Genomic DNA, 22,195 nt, shown 5'->3' on the forward strand with positions numbered 1-22,195 from the left:
GTGGCCGGCGTCCGGCCCGGACGGGTTTCCCCGTCCGGGCCGGCTCGCGCGCGGCTCAGCCGCAGACCGAACCCGCCTTCGGGATCGTCCCGTTGAGCAGGTAGGCGTTCACCTTGCTCTGTACGCACGGGTCCTTGCTGTCGTACGCGCCGTGCCCCTGGCCCTTGAAGGTCAGCTGGACGCCGACGCCCGTGCCGAGCGCCTCCGCCATCCGCCGCGCGCCCTCGTAGGGGGTGGCCGGGTCGCCCGTGTTGCCGACGACCAGGATCGGCGCCGAACCGGGGGCGCTGACGTCGGGGTGATAGGCGGCGCCCGGCACGGCCCAGTCGGTGCAGCCGATCATGCCCCAGGCGAGGAAGTCCCCGAACAGCGGCGAGGCGGCACGGAACTCGGGGAGCACGCGCTGGACGTCGGCGACGGTGTAACGGGGCTTCTCGTCGGCGCAGTTGATGGCCACGTTCGCCGAGGTGATGTTGCTGTAGTGGCCGTTCTCGTCCCGGCCGTTCATCGCGTCGGACAGCACCATCAACACCTTGCCGTCGCCGTCGTACGCCTGCTCAAGACCCTCGGTGAGGTACTCCCAGAAGTCCTTGGAGTACAGGGACTGGGCGATGCCGTTGGTCGCCGCGGTCTGGGTGAGCAGGCGCGGCGCGATCCCCGGGATGGGCTTCTTCTCCAGGTCGGCCAGGAGTTTCGCCACCCGGTTCTCGACGTCTTGCCGGGTGTCCCCGATCGGACAGCCCTCCGGCTTGGAGACGCAGTCCTCGGCGAAGTTGCCGAGCGCCAGCTGGAATCCCTTCGCCTGGCCGAGCGCGCTCTGCTCGGGGTTCTGCGTGGGGTCCACCACCCCGTCGAACACCGCCCGTCCGACCCGCGTGGGGAACAAGTGGGCGTAGACACCGCCGAGTTGGGTGCCGTACGAGATGCCGAAGTAGTGCAGCTCGGCGTCGCCGAGCACCCGCCGCATCAGATCGATGTCACGGGCCGCGTCGGTGGTGCGCACATGGGGCAGCACCTCCCCGGACCTGTTCTCGCAGCCCGCGTTGAAGTTCCGGGTGCGCCGCACGAGTTGGGTGCGCTCGGTGGCGTTGTCCGGGGTCGCGTCCTGCTGGAAGAAGGTGTCCAGCTGGGCGTCGGTCTTGCACGTCACCGGCGCGCTGCGGCCCACCCCGCGCGGATCGAAGCTGACCAGGTCGTAGCGGGTGCGCAGGGTCGCGTAGTCCTGGGCGAAGGCGGGCAGCGCGGTGACCCCGCTGCCGCCGGGGCCGCCGAAGTTGAAGATGAGCGAGCCGATCCGCTCGCTCGCGGGCCCGCTGGCCTTGGCCCGGATCAGGGAGATGCCGATGGTGGATCCCTGGGGCCTGCTCCAGTCCAGGGGCGCCCGCATGGTGGCGCACTCCCAGGCCGCGCCGTTCGGCAGCGGGGACGGCGCGCTCCCGCCGCCCTCCGCCTCGTCCGGGGCCGGGCAGGCCGTCCAGTCCAGCGTCTGCGTCGTCAGGGACGCGAGGGACGCGGTGGCGCCGGTGCTGACATCGTCGTCGCCGCAACCGGCCAGCAGTGCGGCCAGCAGCACGGCGGCCGTCGTCAGGGCGGTGGTGCGCGGCCAGGGGGGAGCGGCGGCTCGCAGCCGGGAGGGAGAGGCCATGCCCCCATCCTGCGGGCCCGCACGCCGGGCCGCGCGGGGCACGGGCCGTACGAGGTACGACGTTCACGGGGACGCCCCACAAGGCCCCGGCAAGGCCCCCCGCGGGCTTCCCCTGAAGGGTCGGCCGGGGTCCTACGGGTTCCTCCGAAGGGCCGGCCGGGGACCTACAGGGCTCCCTTACGGGTCAGGTGATTGAACGCCAGCCACCCCGGCAGCACCGGCAGCCACAGCGTCATCAGCCGGAACAGCAGTACGGCGGGGGCCGCGACCTCCTTGGGCAGGCCGAAGGCGATCAGCCCGAGGGTGAGGCTCGCCTCGATCGCGCCGACGCCACCGGGGGTCGGCGCGGCCGAGCCGAGCGCGTTGCCGGCGAGGAAGACGACCGCGACGCTGGCGATGCTCAGCGTGGTCATGCCGTGGCCGAAGGCGCGCACGGCGGCGTCCAGGCACATCACGTTGCACGCGGTCAGCAGCAGCATGCCGCCGATGCCGGTGACCAGCTTCTGCGGCCGCTGGAGCACATCGAGCATGCGCGGCACGACCCCGGCGAACAGCGACCTGACCCGGGTGACCACGAACTTCCGCAGGAACGGCACCGAGGTCACCACCAGCACCAGCACCGCGACGGTCAGCAGACCCGCGATGACGGTCCGGGACGGCGACAGCGACGGCGTCTTCTCGGTGCCGGTCAGATAGCCGAAGGACAGCAGCATCAGGATGTGGCAGCCGAGCCCGAACAGCTGCGAGGCGCCGACACTCGCCACCGCGAGCCCCGGGCGCACGCCCGCGCGCTGGAGGAAGCGCGTGTTCAGCGCCACCCCGCCGACCGCCGCCGGGGCCACGATCTTCACGAAGGAACCGGCGACCTGCGCCGCCACCGTCCGCGGGAACGGCACCCGCTCCGGCACGAAGCCCAGCAGCGCCATCGCCGCCGCCACATAGCTCAGCGCCGAGAACAGCGCCGCCGCGATCACCCAGCCCCACTGGGCCTGCGAGAACAGCGTGCCGAACTGGATGTGGGTGAGCTGCGTCAGCAGGAAGTACGCGCCGATCGCGCCGGCGATGAAGCTGATCAGCGTGCGCGGCCGCACCCGCTCAAGACGGGCCGGCTGCACCGGGGCCTGCGGCCTGATCCGCAGCACCTGGTGCCGGATCTGGGTGAGCAGGTCCTCCTCGCGGGCCTCCTCTATGGCCTCGTCGATCGCGCGCCGCTCGGCCCGCTGCTCCGCTCGTACGACCTTCTTGTTCGACTTGTCCGACTTGTTCGACTTGCTGAGTTCGCTGAGCTGCTCATCGGCGTCGGCGCCCTCGGCGAGCGTCGTCCCGTTCGCCTCCGCGGCCTCCCGCAGCCGGGCCAGTTTGGCCTGGTGGGACGCCTCCAGGACCGCCTCCCGCTCCCGCTGGGCCCGCTCCCGGCCCAGTCGGCGCAGGGTGTTGCGGGTGGAACGGGTGAGCGCGATCGGCTGGAGCATCGGCAGGCAGTCGGCCACCGCGTCGGGCCCGAGCACCTCGACCGCCGAGGCCACCGCCCGCTCCGCGCCGACCCGCAGCCCCAGCGTGGTCAGCAGCTGGGCCACGTCCATGCGCAGCAGCAGCTCACCGGCCGCGATCTCGCCGCCGCGCAGCTCGGCCAGGATCACCTCGCCGGAACGGCCCACCAGGATCGCGTCACCGGCCAGCCTGCGGTGCGCGATGCGCCGCGACTGGAGCGCGCGCACCTGTGCCCAGGCGCTGCGCAGCAGATCGTCGGTGATCTCCTCGTCCGCCAGCGCGTCCAGGGTGCGCCCGCCGGTGTGCTCGTAGACCAGCATCACGGCGTCCGGGCCCAGCTCGGAGGTGGCGATCAGCTTCGGCGCGTTGGCGCCCGCCGCGATCGCCGCGTAGGCCAGCAGCGCCTCCTGCTCCAGTGCCTGGCGCAGCGACTGGAGGCTGGAGCGGGTGGCGAAGCCGCGCAGGGTGAGGTTGCGCCACGCCCGGTAGAAGAAGCCCTGGGCCTGCTGTTCCCGGTCCACGACCGTGACGTCCAGCGGCGGGCCGTCCTCCAGGGTGACGAAGTAGCGCCGGCCCCGGTCGCCGTTCTCGCTCTCCACGACCTCCTCGCGGGCCGCGCCGACCGGGCGGAAGCCGACGTGCCGCAGGCCCGCCAGCAGGGTCTGGCCGGTGGGGCGGACATTGGGCGAGCCGACCGCGTACAGCGTGCCGTAGGCCACCGACCAGCCGATCAGCACCGTCAGGACGATGGAGAAGGCGGTCGTGTAGCCGGTGACCAGCATGGAGAACGCGTCGAGCAGCAGCACGATCCACAGCACCGAGCGCCAGCGGGGTCTGCGGGACATGCCGACGGCCGTCATATAGGCGATGACGGGCGCCAGATAGCCGTGCACCGGGTCGGTCAGGGCGTGCACGTCGACCGGCGAGGGCTGGGTCAGCGCGTCCTGGATCGAGCCCGGCGCGGCCCGCGCGACCCACAGGTCGGTGGCGAGCGTCACCCCGTGCGCGAGGACGGCGGCCAGGACGCCGTCGGCGATGCGCAGGCCGTCCCGTTTGATCAGCCGTTCGATCGCGAAGGCGACCGGGACCAGCAGGATCGCGATGCTGGACGCCAGCCCCGCGAATCTGATCAGCAGATCGGGGGCCTGTCCGGTGCCCTTGTTGATGTCCTGTTCGAGGCCCGAGGTGGTGCCGTGCGCGAACGCGGCGACGGCCAGCAGCACCACGATGGCGAGCAGGCCGACCAGGAGCCGCATCAGATCGGAGGGCCGGTGCACCCGGGCCGGGAGCAGGGGCTCGTCGCCCTCCACCGGGTCCGGATGGTCCGGGTCCTGACGCTCCGGGTCCTGACGGTCCGGGTCCGGGTCTGGGTGATCCGGGTCCGGTCGGTCGGCGGGCGGTCGGTCGGCGGTCGGTCGGTCGCCGGGCGGGCGGTCGGCGGGTGGATCCGTGTGCGGATCGCCGTCGTCCGCGTCGCCTGTGGAGCCGCTCCGGTCGGTCGGCGGGTTCTGCGGGATGTGCGCCCCCTCGGTGCGTGCCGCCTCGGTGCGTGCCGTGTCCGCGGGGTGCGGATCCCGGTGGGCGTCCTGGCCGCCCTCGCCCGTACGGCCGGTGTTCGGGCGTGCGCCGGCGTCAGGGGTGCCCGACCCGCCCTCGGGGTGCACTCCCTGCTGTTTCATGATCTCTTCTTGGTCTCGTATCACCGGTCACCGCCCGCACGATGGTGGCATGTCCCACCGACACACGCGGGCGCCAGGGTGTGGATGTGCGGTCGCACAGTCTGCCGGAAGCGCCGCCCGGGGGCGAGAGGGACGTTCGCTCCACCGGGCTCCGCGATGTCGGCGGGGTGCGGCAGGATGGGGCGAATGAGCGATGGGAGCCCCGGCGCGGAACCCCGCGAGACGCACCCGGACGACCTGCCCGAGTACGCCGAGCGGGTCCTTGAGGTCGCCGAGCTGATCCCGCCGGGACGGGTCATGACGTACGGCGATGTCGCCGAGTGGCTGGAGGAGGGCGGCCCGCGCCAGGTCGGCCGGGTGATGTCCCTGTACGGCGGCGCCGTGCCGTGGTGGCGCGTCGTACGGTCCGACGGGGTGCTGCTGCCGGGCCACGAGCTGAGCGCGCTCGGGCACTACCGCGTCGAGGGCACACCGCTGCGCGAGGCGGGCAGGAGTGCCGAGGGTCACCTGCCGCGGCTCGACATGCGGCGGGCCCGGTGGGACGGCGGTGCGGACGCGGGTCACACCTGACAGCTTCCGCCATCGGAGGCGGTCGGCGGCAACCCGTCCCTCGCACGGGTGATACCCGGGACGTCCGTGGCATGCCGTACGTTCGAGAGTCGGCGGTATCGCGCCGGCGGCCCGTGCGCACCTCACCCGGAGCTCACCGCCCCGCGCGCGCGACCGCCCGCTCGCCCGCACGACCAGCCGTACGACCACCAGGACCGGCCAACCACGTGAGCTCCTCTTTCTCCACCGGACACCCGCCGCACCCCGAGGCGCGGCGGGGGAGCCGTGGCGCTTACCGCCTGGTCCGCACCCCGCCGTCCCGGACGGCTCCTCCTGTTCTGGACGCCGCCCAGCGCGCCGTGGTTGACCACCGCACCGGACCCCTGCTCGTGCTCGCGGGCCCCGGCACCGGCAAGACGACCACCCTCGTCGAGTCGGTGGCCGCGCGGATCGCCGAGGGCGCCGACCCCGAGCGCATCCTGGTGCTCACGTTCAGCCGCCGGGCCGCCGTCGACCTGCGCGACCGGATGGCCCTGCGGATCGGCGCGGCCCGCGCGCCCCGGGCGACCACCTTCCACTCGTACAGCTACGCCCTGGTCCGCGCCCACCAGGACAGCGGGCTGTTCGTCGAGCCGCTGCGGCTGCTCTCCGGCCCCGAGCAGGACGTCACCGTCCGCGAGCTGCTGGCCGGGCAGCCCGAGCTGGAGCGGCTGGGGCTGACCCATGTGCGCTGGCCGGACGAGCTGCGCGCCTGCCTGACCACGCGCGGCTTCGCCGACGAGGTCCGCGCGGTCCTCGCCCGCAGCCGCGAGCTGGGGCTCGCGCCGGGCGCCCTGGACGCGTTCGCCCGCCGCATCGGCCGCCCCGACTGGCGCGCGGCCGCCGCGTTCCTCGCCGAGTACCTCGACGTGCTCGACCTCCAGGGCGTGATCGACTACGCCGAGCTGGTGCACCGCGCGGTCCTGCTCGCCCGCCGCCCCGAGGTCGCCGCGGATCTCGCCGCGCGGTACGACGCGGTGTACGTGGACGAGTACCAGGACACCGACCCCGCCCAGGTACGACTCCTGCACGCGCTGGCCGGCGGCGGCCGCACCCTGGTCGCGCTCGGCGACCCCGACCAGTCGATCTACACCTTCCGGGGCGCCGACGTGAACGGCATCCTCGGCTTCCCGGAGGCCTTCCCGAGCGCCTACGGCGGCCCGGCGCCGGTCCAGGTGCTGCGCACCAACCGCCGCTCCGGCGCACGCCTGCTGGCCGCGACCCGGCTGATCACCCAGCGGATGCCGCTGCCCCGGCTGCCCGCCGACAAGGTGCGCGCCCACCGGGAGCCGGCCGCGGCCCGTGACGGCGGCCGTGCCGAGGTCTACACGTATCCGACCCCGGGCACCGAGCTGGACAACATCGCGGACATCCTGCGCCGCTCCCATCTGGAGGACGGCCTCCCCTGGCGCGAGATGGCCGTCCTGGTCCGCGCCGGCGCCCGCTCCCTGCCGACCCTGCGCCGCGCCCTGACCGCGGCGGGCGTCCCCCTGGACATCGACGGCGACGACCTCCCCCTGCGCCACGAGCCCGCGGTGGCCCCCCTGCTGACGGCACTGCGCGCGGTGGCGAGGGCGGAGGCGACGGGGAGGGGGGAGCCGGGCGAAGCGGCGCGGGGCCACAAGGAGCGGGAGTCGGAGGAGCGAGGTCTGGAGGAGTGGGAGTCGGAGGAGCGGGGGCTGGAGGAGCGGGAGTCGGAGGAGCGGGGGCTGGAGGAGCCCACGCCCGGCTCTCCGGAACTCGCGGAGCCGCCCGCGCCGGATTCCGCCGACCCCACCGGCCAGCCCCGCTGGCTCGACACCGAGACCGCGCTCACCCTGCTCGCCTCGCCGCTCGCCGGTATGGACGCGGCCGATCTGCGGCGGCTGGGACGGGCGTTGCGGGAGGAGGAGCGGGCCGGCGGGAACATGGTGCCGCCGCCCTCCGACGAGCTGCTCACGCGGGCGCTCGCCGAGCCGGAGCGGCTGGCGGTGCACGACCCGGCGTACGCCCGCGGCGCCCAGCGACTCGGCGCGCTGCTGCGCACGGCCCGCGAGCGCCTGGCGAACGGCGGTACCGCCGAGGAGGCGCTGTGGGACCTGTGGAACGGCACGCTCTGGCCGGGCCGCCTGGAGCGGGCCGCCCGGCGCGGCGGCGCGGCGGGCCGTAACGCCGACCGGGACCTGGACGCCGTCTGCGCCCTGTTCGCCACCGCCGCGCGCGCCGAGGAGCGCACCGGTGGCCGCGGCGCCCTGAACTTCCTGGCCGAGATCGAGGCCGAGGACATCGCCGCCGACACGCTGACCCGCCGCGCGGTGCGGCCCGACGCCGTCCGCCTGATGACCGCGCACCGCGCCAAGGGCCTGGAGTGGCGCCTGGTCGTCGTCGCCGGTGTCCAGGAGGGCCTGTGGCCGGACCTCAGACGCCGCGGCTCGCTCCTGGAGGCCGACCGCATCGGCCGCGACGGACTCGCCGAACCGCTCACCCCGGGCGCGCTGCTCGCCGAGGAGCGCCGGCTCTTCTACGCCGCCGCCACCCGCGCGCGCGACCGCCTGGTCGTCACCGCAGTGAAGGCACCGGCCGAGGACGGCGACCAGCCCTCCCGGTTCCTGGCCGAGCTGGGCGTCGAGCCGAAGGACGTCACCGGCCGCCCCCGCCGCCCGCTGGCCGTCGCCGCGCTGGTGGCCGAGCTGCGCGCCACCACCGTCGACCCGGCCGCCTCTCCCGCCCTGCGCGAGGCCGCCGCCCGTCGGCTGGCCCGGCTCGCCGCGCTCACCGACGAGGACGACCGGCCCCTCGTACCGGCCGCCCACCCCTCCCGCTGGTGGGGCATGTTCGAGCCGACCGAGAGCAAGGTGCCGCTGCGCCACCGGGACCAGCCCGTCGTGCTGTCCGGCAGCGCCCTCGACCAGCTCGCCAACACCTGCGCCCTCCAGTGGTTCCTGGGCCGCGAGGTGAAGGCCGACGCGCCCGCCACCACCGCCCAGGGCTTCGGCAACGTCGTCCATGTCCTCGCCGACGAGGTCGCCTCCGGGCGCACCCCGGCCGACCTGGACGTCCTCATGGAGCGCCTGGACTCGGTGTGGAACGCGCTCGCCTTCGACGCGCCCTGGAAGTCACGCCAGGAGAAGGACAACGCCCGCGCCGCACTCGAACGCTTTCTCAACTGGCACGTGATGAACCGCTCCACCCGGACTTCCGTCGCCAGCGAGCAGGACTTCGACGTCACCCTGGAGGCGGGCGACTACCAGGTCCGTATCCGCGGCCAGATGGACCGGGTCGAGACGGACGCCGAGGGCCGCGCCTACGTGGTCGACTTCAAGACCGGCAGACAGGCGCCCACCGCGCGCGAGGTGGAGCGCCACCCCCAGCTCGCCGTCTACCAGCTCGCCGTCCGCGAGGGCGCCGTCGACACCGCCTTCGACGGGGAGCGCCCCGAGCCCGGCGGCGCCGAACTGGTGCACCTGAGGCAGGGTGCCGCCAAGCGCGACGGCGGCGAGACCCTGCCCAAGGTGCAGACCCAGGAGCCGCTCACCGGGGAGTGGGTCGGCGAGCTGCTGGCCACCGCCGCGGGAAAGGTCCTGGACGAGCGGTTCGGCCCGAACGCCGGCCAGCACTGCGCCCACTGCGCCTTCCGCGCCTCGTGCAGCGCACGCCCCGAGGGGCGGCACGTGGTGGAGTGACGTACCGCACGGAGTGACGTATCGCACCCCGTGTACGGCATCCCGCGCCCCTGACCTGCGCCTATCCCCGCCCCGGGGACCGGCGCGCAGGGGATTGTCAGTACCTCCCGCTACCTTTTTGGACATGCCCGCACATCTCACCGATCCCGAGCAGCTCAAGGAGCTCCTCGGCATCCCCTTCACCCCGGAGCAGACGGCCTGCATCACCGCGCCGCCCGCCCCGCAGGTGATCGTGGCCGGTGCCGGTTCGGGCAAGACGACGGTGATGGCGGCCCGCGTGGTCTGGCTGGCCGGCACCGGACAGGTCGCCCCCGAGCAGGTCCTCGGGCTGACCTTCACCAACAAGGCCGCGGGCGAACTGGCCGAACGCGTCCGCAAGGCCCTCGTCAAGGCCGGTGTCACCGACCCCGACGCCATCGACCCGGACAACCCCCCGGGCGAGCCGGTCATCTCCACGTACCACTCCTTCGCCGGCCGCCTCCTCACCGACCACGGCCTGCGCATCGGCCTGGAGCCCGCCTCCCGCCTCCTCGCCGACGCCACCCGCTACCAGCTCGCCGCCCGCGTGCTGCGCGAGGCCCCCGGCCCCTACCCGGCGCTCACCCGCTCCTTCGCCGACCTCGTCAGCGACCTGCTCGCCCTGGACTCCGAACTCTCCGAACACCTGGTGGACCCCGGCGAACTGCGCGCCTGGGACACCGAGTTGCTGACCACCCTCCAGGACGCCAAACTCAGCAACGCCGAACTGCGCAAGGTCCCCGAGACCGCCACCGCCCGCCGCGAACTCGCCGAACTGGTCCAGCGCTACCGCCGTGCCAAACGCGAACGCGACCTGCTCGATTTCGGCGACCAGATCGCCCTGTCCGCCCGCCTCGCGACCCTGCCCGAGGTGGGCCGCCTGCTGCGCGAGGAGTTCCGGGTGGTCCTCCTGGACGAGTATCAGGACACCTCCGTCGCCCAACGCGTCCTGCTCGCGGGCCTGTTCGGGTCCGGCACCGGCCACCCGGTGACCGCCGTGGGCGACCCCTGCCAGGCCATCTACGGCTGGCGCGGCGCCTCCGTCGCCAACCTGGACGACTTCCCCGACCACTTCCGCCACGCCGACGGACGCCCCGCCACCCGCCAGGCGCTCAGCGAGAACCGCCGCAGCGGCGGCCGCCTCCTCGACCTCGCCAACGGACTCGCCGCCCCCCTGCGCGCCCTGCACGCGGGCGTCGAGGCCCTGCGCCCGGCCCCCGGCGCCGAGCGCGACGGCCTGGTCCGCTGCGCCCTGCTGCCCACCCACGCCGAGGAGCTGGACTGGCTCGCCGACTCCGTCGCCCACCTCGTGCGCACCGGCACCGCTCCCGGTGAGATCGCCGTCCTGTGCCGTACGGCCGCCGACTTCGCCGCGATCCAGGGCGCGCTGGTCGCCCGGAAGGTCCCCGTCGAGGTGGTCGGCCTGTCCGGGCTGCTGCACCTGCCCGAGGTCGCCGACCTGGTCGCGGTCTGCGAGGTCCTCCAGGACCCCGGCGCCAACGCGAGCCTGGTACGGCTGCTGACCGGCCCCCGCTGGCGCATCGGCCCCCGCGACCTCGCCCTCCTCGGCCGCCGCGCCCGCCTGCTGGTCGCCCATGCGGGCGCCGGTGACACCGGTGACCCCGATCGCCGGCTCGCCGCCGCCGTGGAGGGCACCGACCCGGCCGAGGTGATATCGCTCGCCGACGCCCTGGACACCTTCCTGGACGCCCACGGCGGGGACGAGGACGGACTGCCGTTCTCCCCGGACGCCCGCGTGCGCTTCGCCCGTCTCGCCACCGAACTGCGCGATCTGCGCCGCGCGTTGTCCGACCCGCTGATGGACGTCCTGCACCGCGTCCTCGCCGTCACCGGCCTGGAGGTGGAGCTTTCGGCGTCCCCGGGCGCCCTGGCCGCCCGCCGCCGCGAGACCCTCGCCAACTTCCTGGACGTCGCCGCCGCCTTCGCCGCGGGCGACGGAGAGGCCACCCTGCTCGCCTTCCTGGGCTTCCTGCGCACCGCCGTCCAGTACGAGAAGGGCCTCGACAACGCCCTGCCCGGCGGCGAGAACACCGTCAAGGTGCTCACCGCGCACAAGTCCAAGGGCCTGGAGTGGGACGTGGTGGCCGTGCCAGGACTGGTCAGCGGCGCCTTCCCCAGCGCCCAGGGCCGCGACAAGTGGACCGCGCAGGCCAAGGTGCTGCCGCACGCCCTGCGCGGCGACGCCGCCACCCTGCCCGACGTGGACGGCTGGGACGCGCGCGGCATGAAGGCGTTCCACGAGGCCGTGAAGGAGCACCAGCACACCGAGGAACTCCGCCTCGGCTACGTCACCTTCACCCGCCCCCGCTCCCTCCTGCTCGGCTCCGGCCACTGGTGGGGTCCCAGCCAGAAGAAGAAGCGCGGCCCCTCCGACTTCCTCCAGGAGCTGTACGCGCACTGCGCCGCCGGGCACGGCGAGATCGAGGTCTGGGCCGAGGAGCCCGCCGAGGACGAGGAGAACCCGGCCCTGCGGGAGCCCGACGCCGACCTGGCCTGGCCGCTGCCCCTGGACGCCGACGCCTTCGCCCGCCGCCGCGCCGCCGCCGAGACGGTCCTCGCCCACCTCGACACCCTGCCCGCCCCCGGCCCGGCCCCCGCCGCCCCGGCCGCCCCCGAGGACCCGGACTGGCCGACCCCGCCGGAGGAACCGCCGTACGACGAGCCGTATGACGAGCCGTACGAGGAGCCGCCGTACGACGAGGTTCACGACGAGCCGCCGTACGAAGACCCCTTCGGCGCCGAACCGCACCACGAGCCCTACGGCGGCGCCCCCGCCATCCCCCACCAGGCACCCGCCCCCGGCGAGCCGGGCCCCCGCCCGGACCTCACCCCCGAGGAGTCGCGCCTGATCGCCTCCTGGGACCGCGATCTGGACGCGCTCGCCGGGGAACTGCTGCTGGCCCGCCGCGCCGTCACGGACGTACCCCTGCCCGCGACGCTGACCGCCACCCAGCTGCTGCGGCTGGCCGAGGACCCGGACGGACTCGCGCAGGAACTCGCGCGCCCCATGCCGCGCCCCCCGCAGCGGGCCGCGCGCCGGGGCACCCGCTTCCATGCCTGGGTGGAGTCGCGCTACGAGGAGCTGGCGCTGCCCCTGCTGGAGCCCGACGAACTGCCCGGCGCCGACGCCGAGATCGCCGACGAAGCGGACCTGGCGGCCCTCAAGGAGGCGTTCGAACGCACCGAGTACGCCCGGCGCACGCCGTACCGCGTGGAGGAGCCGGTCCAGCTCGTCCTGGCCGGGCGGGTCGTGCGTGGCCGGATCGACGCCGTCTACCGGGAGGGCGAGGGCGCGTCGGCGACGTACGAGATCGTGGACTGGAAGACCGGCCGGGAGCACACCGCCGACCCCCTCCAGCTCGCCGTGTACCGGCTGGCCTGGGCCGAACAGCGGGGCGTCCCGCTCGACGCGGTCACCGCCACGTTCCTGTACGTGCGCACCGGCGAGGCCGTACGCCCCCCGGACCTGCCCGGCCGGGCCGCGCTGGAACGGCTGCTCACGGGCGCCTCCGGGGCAGCCGACGGCGAGGGCGACGTGATCCAGCGCGCCCCCCGAGTGTGACGAACCGCCCGCCGAGGATGTGCGCGCGGGCCGATAGGCTCGTGAGCATGAGCCAGACCCCGGACAGCGCCGTCCGCACGTACATCGAGCAGCACCGCGCCGCCTTCCTCGACGACCTCACCGCGTGGCTGCGCATCCCCTCCGTGTCGGCCCAGCCCGACCACGCGCCCGACGTGCGGCGCAGCGCCGACTGGCTCGCCGCGAAGCTGACGGAGACCGGTTTCGCGACCGTCGAGGTCTGGCCCACCAAGGGCGCCCCGGCCGTCTTCGCCGAGTGGCCCTCCGGCGAGGCGGACGCGCCGACCGTGCTGGTCTACGGCCACCATGACGTGCAGCCCGCCGCCCGCGAGGACGGCTGGAACAGCGAGCCCTTCGAGCCCGTCGTGCGCGGAAACCGCCTCTACGCGCGCGGCGCCGCCGACGACAAGGGTCAGGTCTTCTTCCACACCCTGGGCGTCCGCGCCCACCTCGCCGCCACCGGCCGCACCGCCCCCGCGGTCAACCTCAAGCTGCTGATCGAGGGCGAGGAGGAGTCCGGCTCCCCGCACTTCCGGGCCCTGGTGGAGGAGCGGGCCGAGCGCCTCGCGGCCGACGCCGTGATCGTCTCCGACACCGGCATGTGGGCCGAGGACACCCCGACGGTGTGCACCGGCATGCGCGGCCTCGCGGAGTGCGAGATCCGGCTCTACGGCCCCGACCAGGACATCCACTCCGGCTCCTTCGGCGGCGCCGTGCCCAACCCGGCCACCGCCGTCGCCCGCCTGGTCGCCGCCCTGCACGACGAGCGGGGGCGCGTGGCCGTCCCCGGCTTCTACGACGGTGTCGTGGAGCTGACCGACCGCGAGCGCGAGCTCTTCGCCGAGCTGCCCTTCGACGAGGAGCGCTGGCTGCGCACCGCCAAGTCCCGCGCGACCCTGGGCGAGGCCGGACACACCACCCTGGAGCGCATCTGGGCCCGCCCGACCGCCGAGGTCAACGGCATCGGCGGCGGCTACCAGGGCCCCGGCAGCAAGACGATCATCCCGTCCGCCGCCCTGGTGAAGCTGTCCTTCCGGCTGGTCGCCGGGCAGGACCCCGACCACGTCGAGAAGGCGGTGCGCGCCTGGGCCGCCGACCAGGTGCCCGCCGGGATCCGCTGCGAGATCGACTTCGGCTCGGCCACCCGCCCCTGCCTGACCCCGCTCGACCACCCGGCGCTCAAGGCCGTGGCCCGCGCGATGGGCCGCGCCTTCGAAGGCCCGGTCCGCTTCACCCGGGAGGGCGGCTCCGGACCCGCCGCCGACCTCCAGGAGGTCCTCGGCGCCCCCGTCCTCTTCCTCGGGATCTCCGTCCCCTCCGACGGCTGGCACGCCCCCGACGAGAAGGTGGAACTGGACCTCCTCCTCAAGGGCGTCGAGACCAGCGCCTACCTGTGGGCCGACCTGGCCGAGAACTGGCGGCCCACGCCCTGACCAGCGGCACCGTGGGGAAGGGCGCCACGGGCGAGAGGCACACTGGAGACACCGCCCCGCCCGCGCCCGACCCGGTGCGTCCCGTACGCCTGCCGTACGTCCGCCCGAACCGTCCGCCGAACCGAACCGCCGTACTGGGGGAGTTGGAAGCACCCGTGACCACCTGGACCGACGACACAGCCGACCGACCCATCTCGCTGACCGCCCCCTGCGGCATCGACCGCGCCGCCCACCACCGGCTGGACGAGGCCTGGCTCGCGGCGGCGTGGAGCCACCCCTCGACCCGCTGTTTCGTGGTCTCCGGCGGCCAGGTGCTCATCGACGAGACGGCCGACGGCCGCACCGAAGTCGTCATGACCCCCTCCTTCGAGGCCCCGCTCACCGAGGCGCACCGCTACTTCCTCGGCATCGACGAGGACGGCGTCGCCTACTTCGCGCTCCAGAAGGACGCGCTGCCCGGGCGCATCGACCAGTCCGCGCGCCCGGCGGGCCTGCGCGAGGCGGGCCTGCTGCTGTCGCCGCGCGACACGGCGCTCATGGTGCACGCGGTGGGCCTGGAGAACTGGCAGCGCACCCACCGCTTCTGCTCCCGCTGCGGCGAGCGGACCGTGATCGCCGCGGCCGGCCACATCCGCCGCTGCCAGGCGTGCGGCGCCGAGCACTACCCGCGCACCGACCCGGCCGTGATCATGGCCGTGACCGACGCGGAGGACCGGATCCTGCTCGGCCGCCAGGTGCACTGGCCCGAGGGCCGCTTCTCCACGCTGGCCGGCTTCGTGGAGCCCGGCGAGTCCATCGAGCACGCGGTGCGCCGCGAGGTCGCCGAGGAGGTCGGCGTCACCGTCGGCGGCGTCGAGTACGTGGCGAGCCAGCCCTGGCCCTTCCCGTCCAGCCTGATGCTCGGCTTCATGGCGCGCGCCACCACCACCGAGATCGACGTCGACGGCGACGAGATCTCCGAGGCCCGCTGGTTCTCCCGCCAGGAACTGCACGACGCCTTCGAGGCCGGTACGGTCCTGCCGCCCTACGGCATCTCCATCGCCGCCCGCCTGATCGAGATGTGGTACGGCAAGCCGCTGCCGACGCGCAGCTTCGTCTGAGACGCGGCCGCGTCCGAAACACGGAGAAGGGCGGCCCCGGTTGTCCGGGGCCGCCCTTCTCCGTGCGCCGCGTCAGGCCGCGAGCTTCTGCTTGACCTGGGCCAGCGAGGGGTTCGTCATCGTGGTGCCGTCCGCGAAGAGCACGGTCGGGACCGTCTGGTTTCCGCCATTCGCCTTCTCCACGAAGGCCGCGGACTCGGGGTCCTGCTCGATGTTGACCTCGGTGTAGGCGATGCCCTCCCGCTCCATCTGGCTCTTCAGCCGACGGCAGTAACCGCACCAAGTCGTGCTGTACATCGTCACAGTGCCCTGCATGTCTCTCGCGCTCCTCAGACAGCTCGGAAAGGTCGTCCGGAGGAAGAACGCAAGGGGGCGCCCCGCCATTCCCACCGGGGGTATACCGCTCCCACCAGGGCATTAGTACGACAATGGGGTCCCGCCTGTGGACAACCGCCGCGGCCCTCTCCGGCGACCTGGCAGCATGGCTGTGTGACAGCAGCAACGCACTCCCCCCTCTTCCCGCAGGTACCGGCCGTCCCGGACTCGGCCGACGCGGTGCTCGAAGGGCTCGACCCCGAGCAGCGCGAGGTGGCCACCGCCCTGCGCGGCCCGGTGTGCGTGCTGGCCGGCGCGGGCACCGGCAAGACCCGGGCGATCACCCACCGCATCGCCTACGGGGTGCGCTCCGGCATCCTCCAGCCCGCCAGCGTGCTCGCCGTCACCTTCACCAACCGCGCCGCGGGCGAGATGCGCGGCCGGCTGCGCCAGCTCGGCGCCCAGGGCGTCCAGGCCCGCACCTTCCACTCCGCGGCCCTGCGCCAGCTCCAGTACTTCTGGCCGAAAGCCGTCGGTGGCAGCCTGCCCCGGCTGGTCGACCGCAAGATCCAGCTCGTCGCCGACGCGGCCGCCGGACTCGGCACCCGGCTCGACCGCGGCGAGCTGCGCGATGTCACCGGCGAGATCGAATGGTGCAAGGTCACCCAGACCATCCCCGCCGATTATCCGTACGCGGCCGCGAAGGCCGGCCGCGAGGCCCCCCGCGACCCCACCGAGATCGCGCACCTGTACGCGGCCTACGAGGACCTCAAACGCGACCGCGCGGTGATCGACTTCGAGGACGTCCTGCTGCTCACCGTCGCCGTCCTCCAGGACCGCCAGGACATCGCCGAACAGGTGCGCGCCCAGTACCAGCACTTCGTGGTGGACGAGTACCAGGACGTCAGCCCACTCCAGCAGCGCCTGCTGGACCTGTGGCTCGGCGACCGCGACGACCTGTGCGTGGTCGGCGACGCCAGCCAGACCATCTACTCGTTCACCGGAGCAACGCCCGATCATCTGCTCGACTTCCGCGCCCGCCACCCCGGCGCCACCGTCGTCAAGCTCGTCCGCGACTACCGCTCCACCCCCCAGGTCGTCCGCCTCGCCAACGGCCTGCTCGCCCAGGCCCACGGTCGCGCCGCCGACCACCGGCTGGAACTCGTCTCCCAGCGCCCCTCAGGACCCGAACCCGGCTACACGGAGTACACCGACGAGCCCGTCGAGGCCGAGGGCGCCGCCCGCCGCATCCGCGAGCTGATCGACGCCGGTGTCCCGGCCGCCGAGATCGCCGTCCTGTTCCGCACCAACTCCCAGTCCGAGACCTACGAGCAGGCGCTCGCCGACGCGGGCGTCCCCTACCAGCTGCGCGGCGCCGAGCGCTTCTTCGACCGGCCCGAGGTGCGCAAGGCCGGGCTCGCCCTGCGCGGCGCCGCCCGCTTCGGGGGCAACGACTCCCGCCTGGACGACGTCGTGGACCTGCCCTCCCAGGTGCGTGCCGTGCTGTCGGGCGAGGGCGGCTGGACCACCCAGCCGCCGGCCGGTTCCGGCGCCGTCAGAGAGCGCTGGGAGTCCCTCACCGCCCTGGTCAACCTCGCCCAGGACCTGGCCGCCGCCCGCCCCGGCGCCACCCTCGCCGACTTCGTCGCCGAACTGGACGAGCGGGCGGCCGCCCAGCACGCCCCCACCGTCCAGGGCGTCACCCTCGCCTCCCTGCACGCGGCCAAGGGCCTGGAATGGGACGCCGTCTTCCTGGTGGGCGTCGCCGAGGGCATGCTGCCCATCACCTACGCCAGGACCGACGAGCAGATCGAGGAGGAACGCCGCCTCCTGTACGTCGGGGTCACCCGCGCCCGCGAACGCCTCCATGTCTCCTGGTCCCTGTCCCGCTCACCCGGCGGCCGCCACAACCGCAGGCCCAGCCGCTTCCTCGACGGACTGCGCCCCGGCACCACCCCCACCGTCGGCCGCAGCGCCGGATCCGTCGGGGGCGTCGAACGCGGCATCCGGGGCGGTGCGGACGCCACCGCGGTGCCCCGGCGCGCCCAGCGCAGCCCGGCCCGCTGCCGGGTCTGCGGCCGCACCCTCACCGACGCCGGCGAGATGAAGCTGATGCGCTGCGAGGACTGCCCCTCCGACATGGACGAGGGGCTCTACGAGCGGCTGCGCGAATGGCGCGCCGTCCAGGCCGCGAACAGCGGGCAGCCGGACTTCTGCGTCTTCACCGACCGCACCCTGATGGCCATCGCCGAGAACCGCCCGGACAGCCCCGCCGAGCTCTCCCGCATCCCCGGCGTCCTCAGCCGCAAGCTACGCAGCTACGGAGCCGAAGTCCTGGCCATCTGCGCAGGTCAGGAGCTTGATGGCGAGATCGCGGAGGACTGATACGAACTCGTCGCAAAAATAGTTTGCGCACGCGCCGGGAATCCCCATAGGTTCTAGGCACGGAAGCAGCGGCCTTCTCCAAGGCCCGCCCTCCGTGATGTACTTGCATATACGAAACGGATCGGTTCACCGGTCCCAGAGACGCCGAGAGGAGGCGAGTCCAGTGATCAGCATCAACGTCAGCGACATCCGCACGGCCAAACTGACCGATCGCTCGGCCGTCTCCCTGTGCCTGCTCGGCGCTTTTGACCGGGGCACCGGTCTGTCCGGCATCCGTGCCGCGCACCCGGCGTCCTCCCTGCCCGTCGCGGGCCTTCCCGTCAGCGATGAGCGCAATGAGCGACCGACCAAGGCACTGGGAGCAGTAGAGGCGCAGGCACATGCCTATGCCTTTACGGCGACTGGTGCCGGATTCCGGAAGCAGACGACGCAGCACCACCAGATGTGGGCCTTCCGTGGGCCAGAACCCTGGAGTCATCCAGCCTGATTCGATCAGGCCGGCGCCTTCAGGGCCGCGGAACCCCATCCGGGATCCGCGGCCCTTCAGTTTTTCCCGACCGGGAAGGACGACGCGAAGGGGCCTCGGGACAAGAAAAGAACCCGGTACCAGCCGACACCCGGTCAACCGGCCGGACGACCAGACGAGGAAGACCACCCGTGCAACTCGAAGCGCACGCCCCGTCCGTACCGCCTTCGCAAACGATCCCCCCGCCCGGCCTCACGGAGGACTCCACCTTGATCCCCCTCACCGCGCTCACCGCGCTCGACGACGCCATCGAGAACCTCGGCGTGCCCGTCCCGTGCCGCTCCTACGACCCGGAGGTCTTCTTCGCCGAGTCGCCCGCGGACGTGGAGTACGCCAAGTCCCTCTGCCGCACCTGCCCCCTGATGGAGGCCTGCCTCGCCGGGGCGAAGGAGCGGCGTGAGCCCTGGGGCGTCTGGGGTGGCGAGCTGTTCGTCCAGGGTGTCGTCGTCGCCCGGAAGCGGCCGCGTGGCCGCCCGCGCAAGAACCCGGTCACAGCATGAACACCGCAGGAACAATCGACCGTCCCCTCACGCACGACCCCAAGAAGCAGGCCCCGATGAAGCCGTCCACCAGCGAGCCCGCAGGCTCCGCGATCCCAGACTCCACCACCTCCGGCGCGACCGAAGCCCGCCAGAACAGGACCCGTGAGATGCAACTCATGCAAGAAGCCCTGGCTCGTGCGCATATGCACGACCGCCTCCATGACGCCCACCGGCAACGCCAGGCCACCCGCCTGGCCGTCGCCCAGCGCATGCAGCGCCGCGCCGAACGCGCTTCGCTGCGTGCCCGCCGTGCGCTCGCCATGGCCGTCATGCAGTAAATGCCGCATACGACGAAAAGGTGCTGCCCCGCACGGGGCAGGACCCGAACGACGCGGTGACTCCCCGCGGGGGCCGGTCCGGCCGAACGGACCGGCCCCCGCGGTGCGTTCTGCGTGCCGCCCGCCGGGCGCGGAGTTATCGTCACCGGGTGACGAGTCTTCCCCCAGGAAGCGATCAGGGTGGCTCCGCGGAGCGCCCGGCCCCTCTCGTGTGCGCCCGCTGCGGTGTCCCCGCCCCCGCCCCCCACCCCGCCACCTGGACCTGCTCCGTGGAGGACGGCGCCCCCCGCTACTTCTGCGCCGCCTGCTCCCGCGACAACCTCCGTGCCATCGAGGGTCGTCTGGACTCGAACTGGTGGTGATCCGCCACAGGCCCGCCGCGCCGCACCCGCCGCCCCGGCCCCGGGCGAACTCCTCGGCGAACACACCCCATCAGCCGGCGCTGTAGCGCGAGCGGGGGCTCACTGTGAGCGAAGACGCGGGCTTGGCACCCGTGGTGGTGGCGCCGCTCTTCGAACATGTGGCGCAGCGACAGCGTCGTCGCCCCTGCCGCGCAACTGCTGCGCCGCCGATCGGCGCCGATCATGACGCCGTGCTCGAACCATCCCGCGCCCGGATCGGTCCGGTACGAGCCGACGGCACCGGCGACCTGCCCGGCGCGGGCCGCCTCGGCCACCAGCTGGAAGGCTCGTCCTCGGCCCGAAGGACGGCCTGTTCCTTCCCCATTGGAGCACGCGGCCCGGCTCCGGGGCCCGGGCTTTTTCGGGGGCCCCGGCTCACGCCTCCGCGGCGGACTCCTCGGCGAGTTCCTCCTCCAGGAACTCCTCCGGCTCCTCCGGCTCCTCCTGCTCGTCCAGGAGGGAGAAGCCCGGGAGCCAGGACTCCAGTTCCTCGCGGAGGCGGACCGTGGCGCCCAGCTGGCACAGGACGCCGATGGTGCTGAGGGTGACACGGTGGATCAGGAGGTAGGCAGGGGGGAGGTTGAGCTGCTTGCCGAGCTGGTAGGCGGGGGAACGGGGATCGGCGATCCGCGCGGCCTGGCTGCGCATCCAGGAGCGGGTGAAGGTGAACGCGTCGACACGGGCCGGCTCGATGATCGGCAGCAGATAGTCGAGGACCGCGTCGGGATCCAGCTCTATGGATTCCTTGACGAACCCCTCCTCGCAGAGCAGCTCGTAGACCGTCTCCGCGTCGCCGTCCAGCGTCATCCGCAGGGAGGTCCCGATCGGCTCCGGCAGCCCGCCGGGAAGCCGGTCCACGGTGCCGAAGTCCAGGACGCCGAGCCGCCAGTCGTCCTCGCCCTCCGGGCCGCCCGGCAGCAGCCGGAAGTTGCCCGGATGCGGGTCGGCGTGCAGCAGCCCGGTGCGGGCCGGGCCCGAGAACAGGAAGCGGGCCAGCAGCTGCCCGGCCCGGTCCCGCTGCTCCGGTGTGCCGTCGGCGATGATCTCCGACAGTGGGATGCCGTCGATCCACTCCGTCACCAGCACCTGCTCGCACTGGTGCACCACGGCCGGGACCACCACATCCGGATCATCCGCGAACTCCTGCGCGTGCGCCGTCTGGGCCGCGGCCTCCAGCCCGTAGTCCAGTTCCTCGGAGACCCGGTCCCGCAGCTCCGCGATCAGCGGCTTTATGTCCACGCCCGGGATGAACGGTCCCAACAGTCGGGCGAACCGGCCCAGTTGGATCAGATCGGACAGCAGGGCCTCACCGGCGCCCGGGTACTGCACCTTGACCGCCACCTCACGGCCGTCGTGCCACACCGCCCGGTGCACCTGGCCGATCGAGGCCGCCGCCGCGGGCTTGTCCTCGAACTCCTCGAACAGCTCCCGCCAGTCCGGCCCGAGCCGCTCCGCCAGCACCGCGTGCATCGTGCGGGTCGGCATCGGCGGTGCCGCCTCCTGGAGCTTGGTCAGGGCCACCCGATAGGGCCCCGCGACCTCCTCGGGCAGCGCGGACTCGAAGACGGACAGGGCCTGCCCGAACTTCATGGCGCCGCCCTTGAGCTCGCCCAGGACCTTGAAGAGCTGCTCCGCCGTGCGCTGTTGCAGCTCCCGGCCGACGATCTCCGCGGACTCGCCCACGATCCGCTTGCCCAGCCCCCAGGTCGCCCGGCCGGCGAAGCCGAGCGGGAGCGCGGCGAGCTTGGCGGTCCGGGTGACCGCCTTCCGGGGAAGATCAGACATGCGCCCTCCAAGTCCCTGTCGGCCGTGCCGCGCCCGCTTCGCGTGCCCGCTCCGTCGACGGCCGTTGCACCGCCATTGTCGCGCGTGACCGCCCCGGGGTTGAGGAGTGTTCCCCCTCCGGTTTCTCACCTGGCCTTTCGTCCGCTTTCTCACCTGGGCTTTCGGCCGCGCCGCAGCGGCAGGCCGGGTGTGCCACGACCGGGCGGGAATGCCAGTTCAGACCGGGTAGGGACACCTCCCAGCGGGCGCTCGCGGCGGACGGCGACGCGCCGTCCAGATGGGCCAGGGCGTGGGCCGCGGCCAGTCCGGCGACCGTCGTGGAAAGGGCCAGGTCACAGGCCCCGACCGGGCGGGATCCGGAGCCGGAGCGCCACTGCGCGAGCAGCCGGGGCCAGGCCGGATCACGGTCCGTGCGCGACTCGTGCAGACACCCCGCGCAGGCCGTCTCGCCCGGCAGCACCAGCGGCCCCACGACCCCTGTGCCCTCCACCACACCCGCGTACAGATGCGGGGTGCCCGAGTCCAGCAGCGACTGCGCGGCGCGCGGATCCGGGGCGTGCACCGCCACCTCGTCCCGGGGCGCGAGGATCACCAGGGAGAGCCCCGGATCCCCGGCGCCGGACCCGGGGGAGTGGGCATGGCGGGGCGGCCGGTCCGGGAGGCGTACTACGCGGCTGTCCGGCGCGACCTCGGGCTGCCGCCCGGCCACTCGGGGGAATGGAGCCTGCCGGCCACCTCGTGAACCC

The 22,195-nt window shown here is 73.6% G+C and carries 15 protein-coding genes; 10 read left to right on the plus strand and 5 right to left on the minus strand.

Annotated features, from left to right (window positions below; genetic code table 11):
• Window positions 1–55: 55 nt before the first annotated feature.
• Together ACLF5H_RS36805 and ACLF5H_RS36810 are read right to left on the minus strand one after the other, a co-directional pair.
• Entirely contained in the window at window positions 56–1,645 is a 1,590-nt protein-coding gene (locus tag ACLF5H_RS36805; protein WP_421680342.1) for an alpha/beta hydrolase, read from the minus strand.
• A 164-nt stretch (window positions 1,646–1,809) separates the two neighbouring features.
• Entirely contained in the window at window positions 1,810–4,815 is a 3,006-nt protein-coding gene (locus ACLF5H_RS36810) for a lysylphosphatidylglycerol synthase domain-containing protein (RefSeq protein ID WP_421680343.1), read from the minus strand.
• 186 nt (window positions 4,816–5,001) lie between these two features.
• Between ACLF5H_RS36810 and ACLF5H_RS36815 the strand changes: the two genes are divergently transcribed.
• The 5 genes from ACLF5H_RS36815 (at window position 5,002) to nudC (ending at window position 15,217) form a co-directional block, all read left to right on the plus strand.
• Window positions 5,002–5,385 (plus strand): MGMT family protein, encoded by a 384-nt coding sequence (locus tag ACLF5H_RS36815; RefSeq protein ID WP_421680344.1) that lies wholly within the window; start codon window positions 5,002–5,004, stop codon window positions 5,383–5,385.
• A 206-nt stretch (window positions 5,386–5,591) separates the two neighbouring features.
• Window positions 5,592–9,065, plus strand: a complete 3,474-nt coding sequence (locus tag ACLF5H_RS36820) for an ATP-dependent helicase (RefSeq protein WP_421680345.1) — start codon at window positions 5,592–5,594, stop codon at window positions 9,063–9,065.
• A gap of 124 nt (window positions 9,066–9,189) precedes the next feature.
• Complete coding sequence (locus tag ACLF5H_RS36825) at window positions 9,190–12,666, plus strand: UvrD-helicase domain-containing protein (protein ID WP_421680346.1); 3,477 nt, start codon at window positions 9,190–9,192, stop codon at window positions 12,664–12,666.
• Window positions 12,667–12,713: 47 nt separating this feature from the next.
• Entirely contained in the window at window positions 12,714–14,117 is a 1,404-nt protein-coding gene (locus ACLF5H_RS36830) for a dipeptidase (RefSeq protein WP_421680347.1), read from the plus strand.
• Between the two features lie 155 nt (window positions 14,118–14,272).
• Entirely contained in the window at window positions 14,273–15,217 is a 945-nt protein-coding gene (nudC, locus tag ACLF5H_RS36835) for an NAD(+) diphosphatase (RefSeq protein WP_128791589.1), read from the plus strand.
• A gap of 72 nt (window positions 15,218–15,289) precedes the next feature.
• Here nudC and ACLF5H_RS36840 read toward each other — a convergent pair whose 3' ends face one another.
• The gene (locus tag ACLF5H_RS36840) at window positions 15,290–15,532 is read right to left on the minus strand and encodes a mycoredoxin (protein WP_421680348.1); all 243 of its coding nucleotides are present in this window, start codon (window positions 15,530–15,532) and stop codon (window positions 15,290–15,292) included.
• Window positions 15,533–15,706: 174 nt separating this feature from the next.
• Between ACLF5H_RS36840 and ACLF5H_RS36845 the strand changes: the two genes are divergently transcribed.
• The 5 genes from ACLF5H_RS36845 to ACLF5H_RS36865 all read left to right on the plus strand — a co-directional run bounded on the left by ACLF5H_RS36845 (window position 15,707) and on the right by ACLF5H_RS36865 (window position 19,625).
• Complete coding sequence (locus tag ACLF5H_RS36845) at window positions 15,707–17,917, plus strand: ATP-dependent DNA helicase UvrD2 (RefSeq protein ID WP_421680349.1); 2,211 nt, start codon at window positions 15,707–15,709, stop codon at window positions 17,915–17,917.
• Between the two features lie 163 nt (window positions 17,918–18,080).
• Window positions 18,081–18,404 (plus strand): hypothetical protein, encoded by a 324-nt coding sequence (locus ACLF5H_RS36850; RefSeq protein WP_421680350.1) that lies wholly within the window; start codon window positions 18,081–18,083, stop codon window positions 18,402–18,404.
• A gap of 170 nt (window positions 18,405–18,574) precedes the next feature.
• Complete coding sequence (locus tag ACLF5H_RS36855; protein ID WP_037660091.1) at window positions 18,575–18,943, plus strand: WhiB family transcriptional regulator; 369 nt, start codon at window positions 18,575–18,577, stop codon at window positions 18,941–18,943.
• Window positions 18,940–19,263, plus strand: a complete 324-nt coding sequence (locus ACLF5H_RS36860; protein WP_085566447.1) for a hypothetical protein — start codon at window positions 18,940–18,942, stop codon at window positions 19,261–19,263. The genes ACLF5H_RS36855 and ACLF5H_RS36860 overlap by 4 nt, the downstream gene beginning before the upstream one ends.
• A 149-nt stretch (window positions 19,264–19,412) precedes the next feature.
• Entirely contained in the window at window positions 19,413–19,625 is a 213-nt protein-coding gene (locus ACLF5H_RS36865; protein WP_421680351.1) for a hypothetical protein, read from the plus strand.
• Window positions 19,626–20,039: 414 nt separating this feature from the next.
• On the opposite strand, the gene ACLF5H_RS36870 is transcribed toward ACLF5H_RS36865, so the two are convergent.
• On the minus strand, window positions 20,040–21,449 hold the full coding sequence (locus ACLF5H_RS36870) for an ABC1 kinase family protein (RefSeq protein ID WP_421680352.1): 1,410 nt from the start codon (window positions 21,447–21,449) through the stop codon (window positions 20,040–20,042).
• On the minus strand, window positions 21,442–22,195 hold a 754-nt coding region (locus tag ACLF5H_RS36875; protein ID WP_421680353.1), incomplete at its 5' end, for a TOMM precursor leader peptide-binding protein. The genes ACLF5H_RS36875 and ACLF5H_RS36870, both read right to left, overlap by 8 nt.

The sequence above is a fragment of the Streptomyces sp. LaBMicrA B280 genome (assembly GCF_049222185.1).
Classification (GTDB): Bacteria; Actinomycetota; Actinomycetes; order Streptomycetales; family Streptomycetaceae; genus Streptomyces; species Streptomyces murinus.

What these genes read in the sequence shown, in the direction of transcription:
- ACLF5H_RS36825 (WP_421680346.1), top strand. Translation starts at nt 9,190, where the DNA reads ATGCCCGCACATCTCACCGATCCCGAGCAGCTCAAGGAGCTCCTCGGC.
- ACLF5H_RS36840 (WP_421680348.1), bottom strand. Translation starts at nt 15,532, where the DNA reads ATGCAGGGCACTGTGACGATGTACAGCACGACTTGGTGCGGTTACTGC.
- ACLF5H_RS36830 (WP_421680347.1), top strand. Translation starts at nt 12,714, where the DNA reads ATGAGCCAGACCCCGGACAGCGCCGTCCGCACGTACATCGAGCAGCAC.
- ACLF5H_RS36805 (WP_421680342.1), bottom strand. Translation starts at nt 1,645, where the DNA reads ATGGCCTCTCCCTCCCGGCTGCGAGCCGCCGCTCCCCCCTGGCCGCGC.
- ACLF5H_RS36815 (WP_421680344.1), top strand. Translation starts at nt 5,002, where the DNA reads ATGAGCGATGGGAGCCCCGGCGCGGAACCCCGCGAGACGCACCCGGAC.
- ACLF5H_RS36870 (WP_421680352.1), bottom strand. Translation starts at nt 21,449, where the DNA reads ATGTCTGATCTTCCCCGGAAGGCGGTCACCCGGACCGCCAAGCTCGCC.
- ACLF5H_RS36810 (WP_421680343.1), bottom strand. Translation starts at nt 4,815, where the DNA reads ATGAAACAGCAGGGAGTGCACCCCGAGGGCGGGTCGGGCACCCCTGAC.
- ACLF5H_RS36860 (WP_085566447.1), top strand. Translation starts at nt 18,940, where the DNA reads ATGAACACCGCAGGAACAATCGACCGTCCCCTCACGCACGACCCCAAG.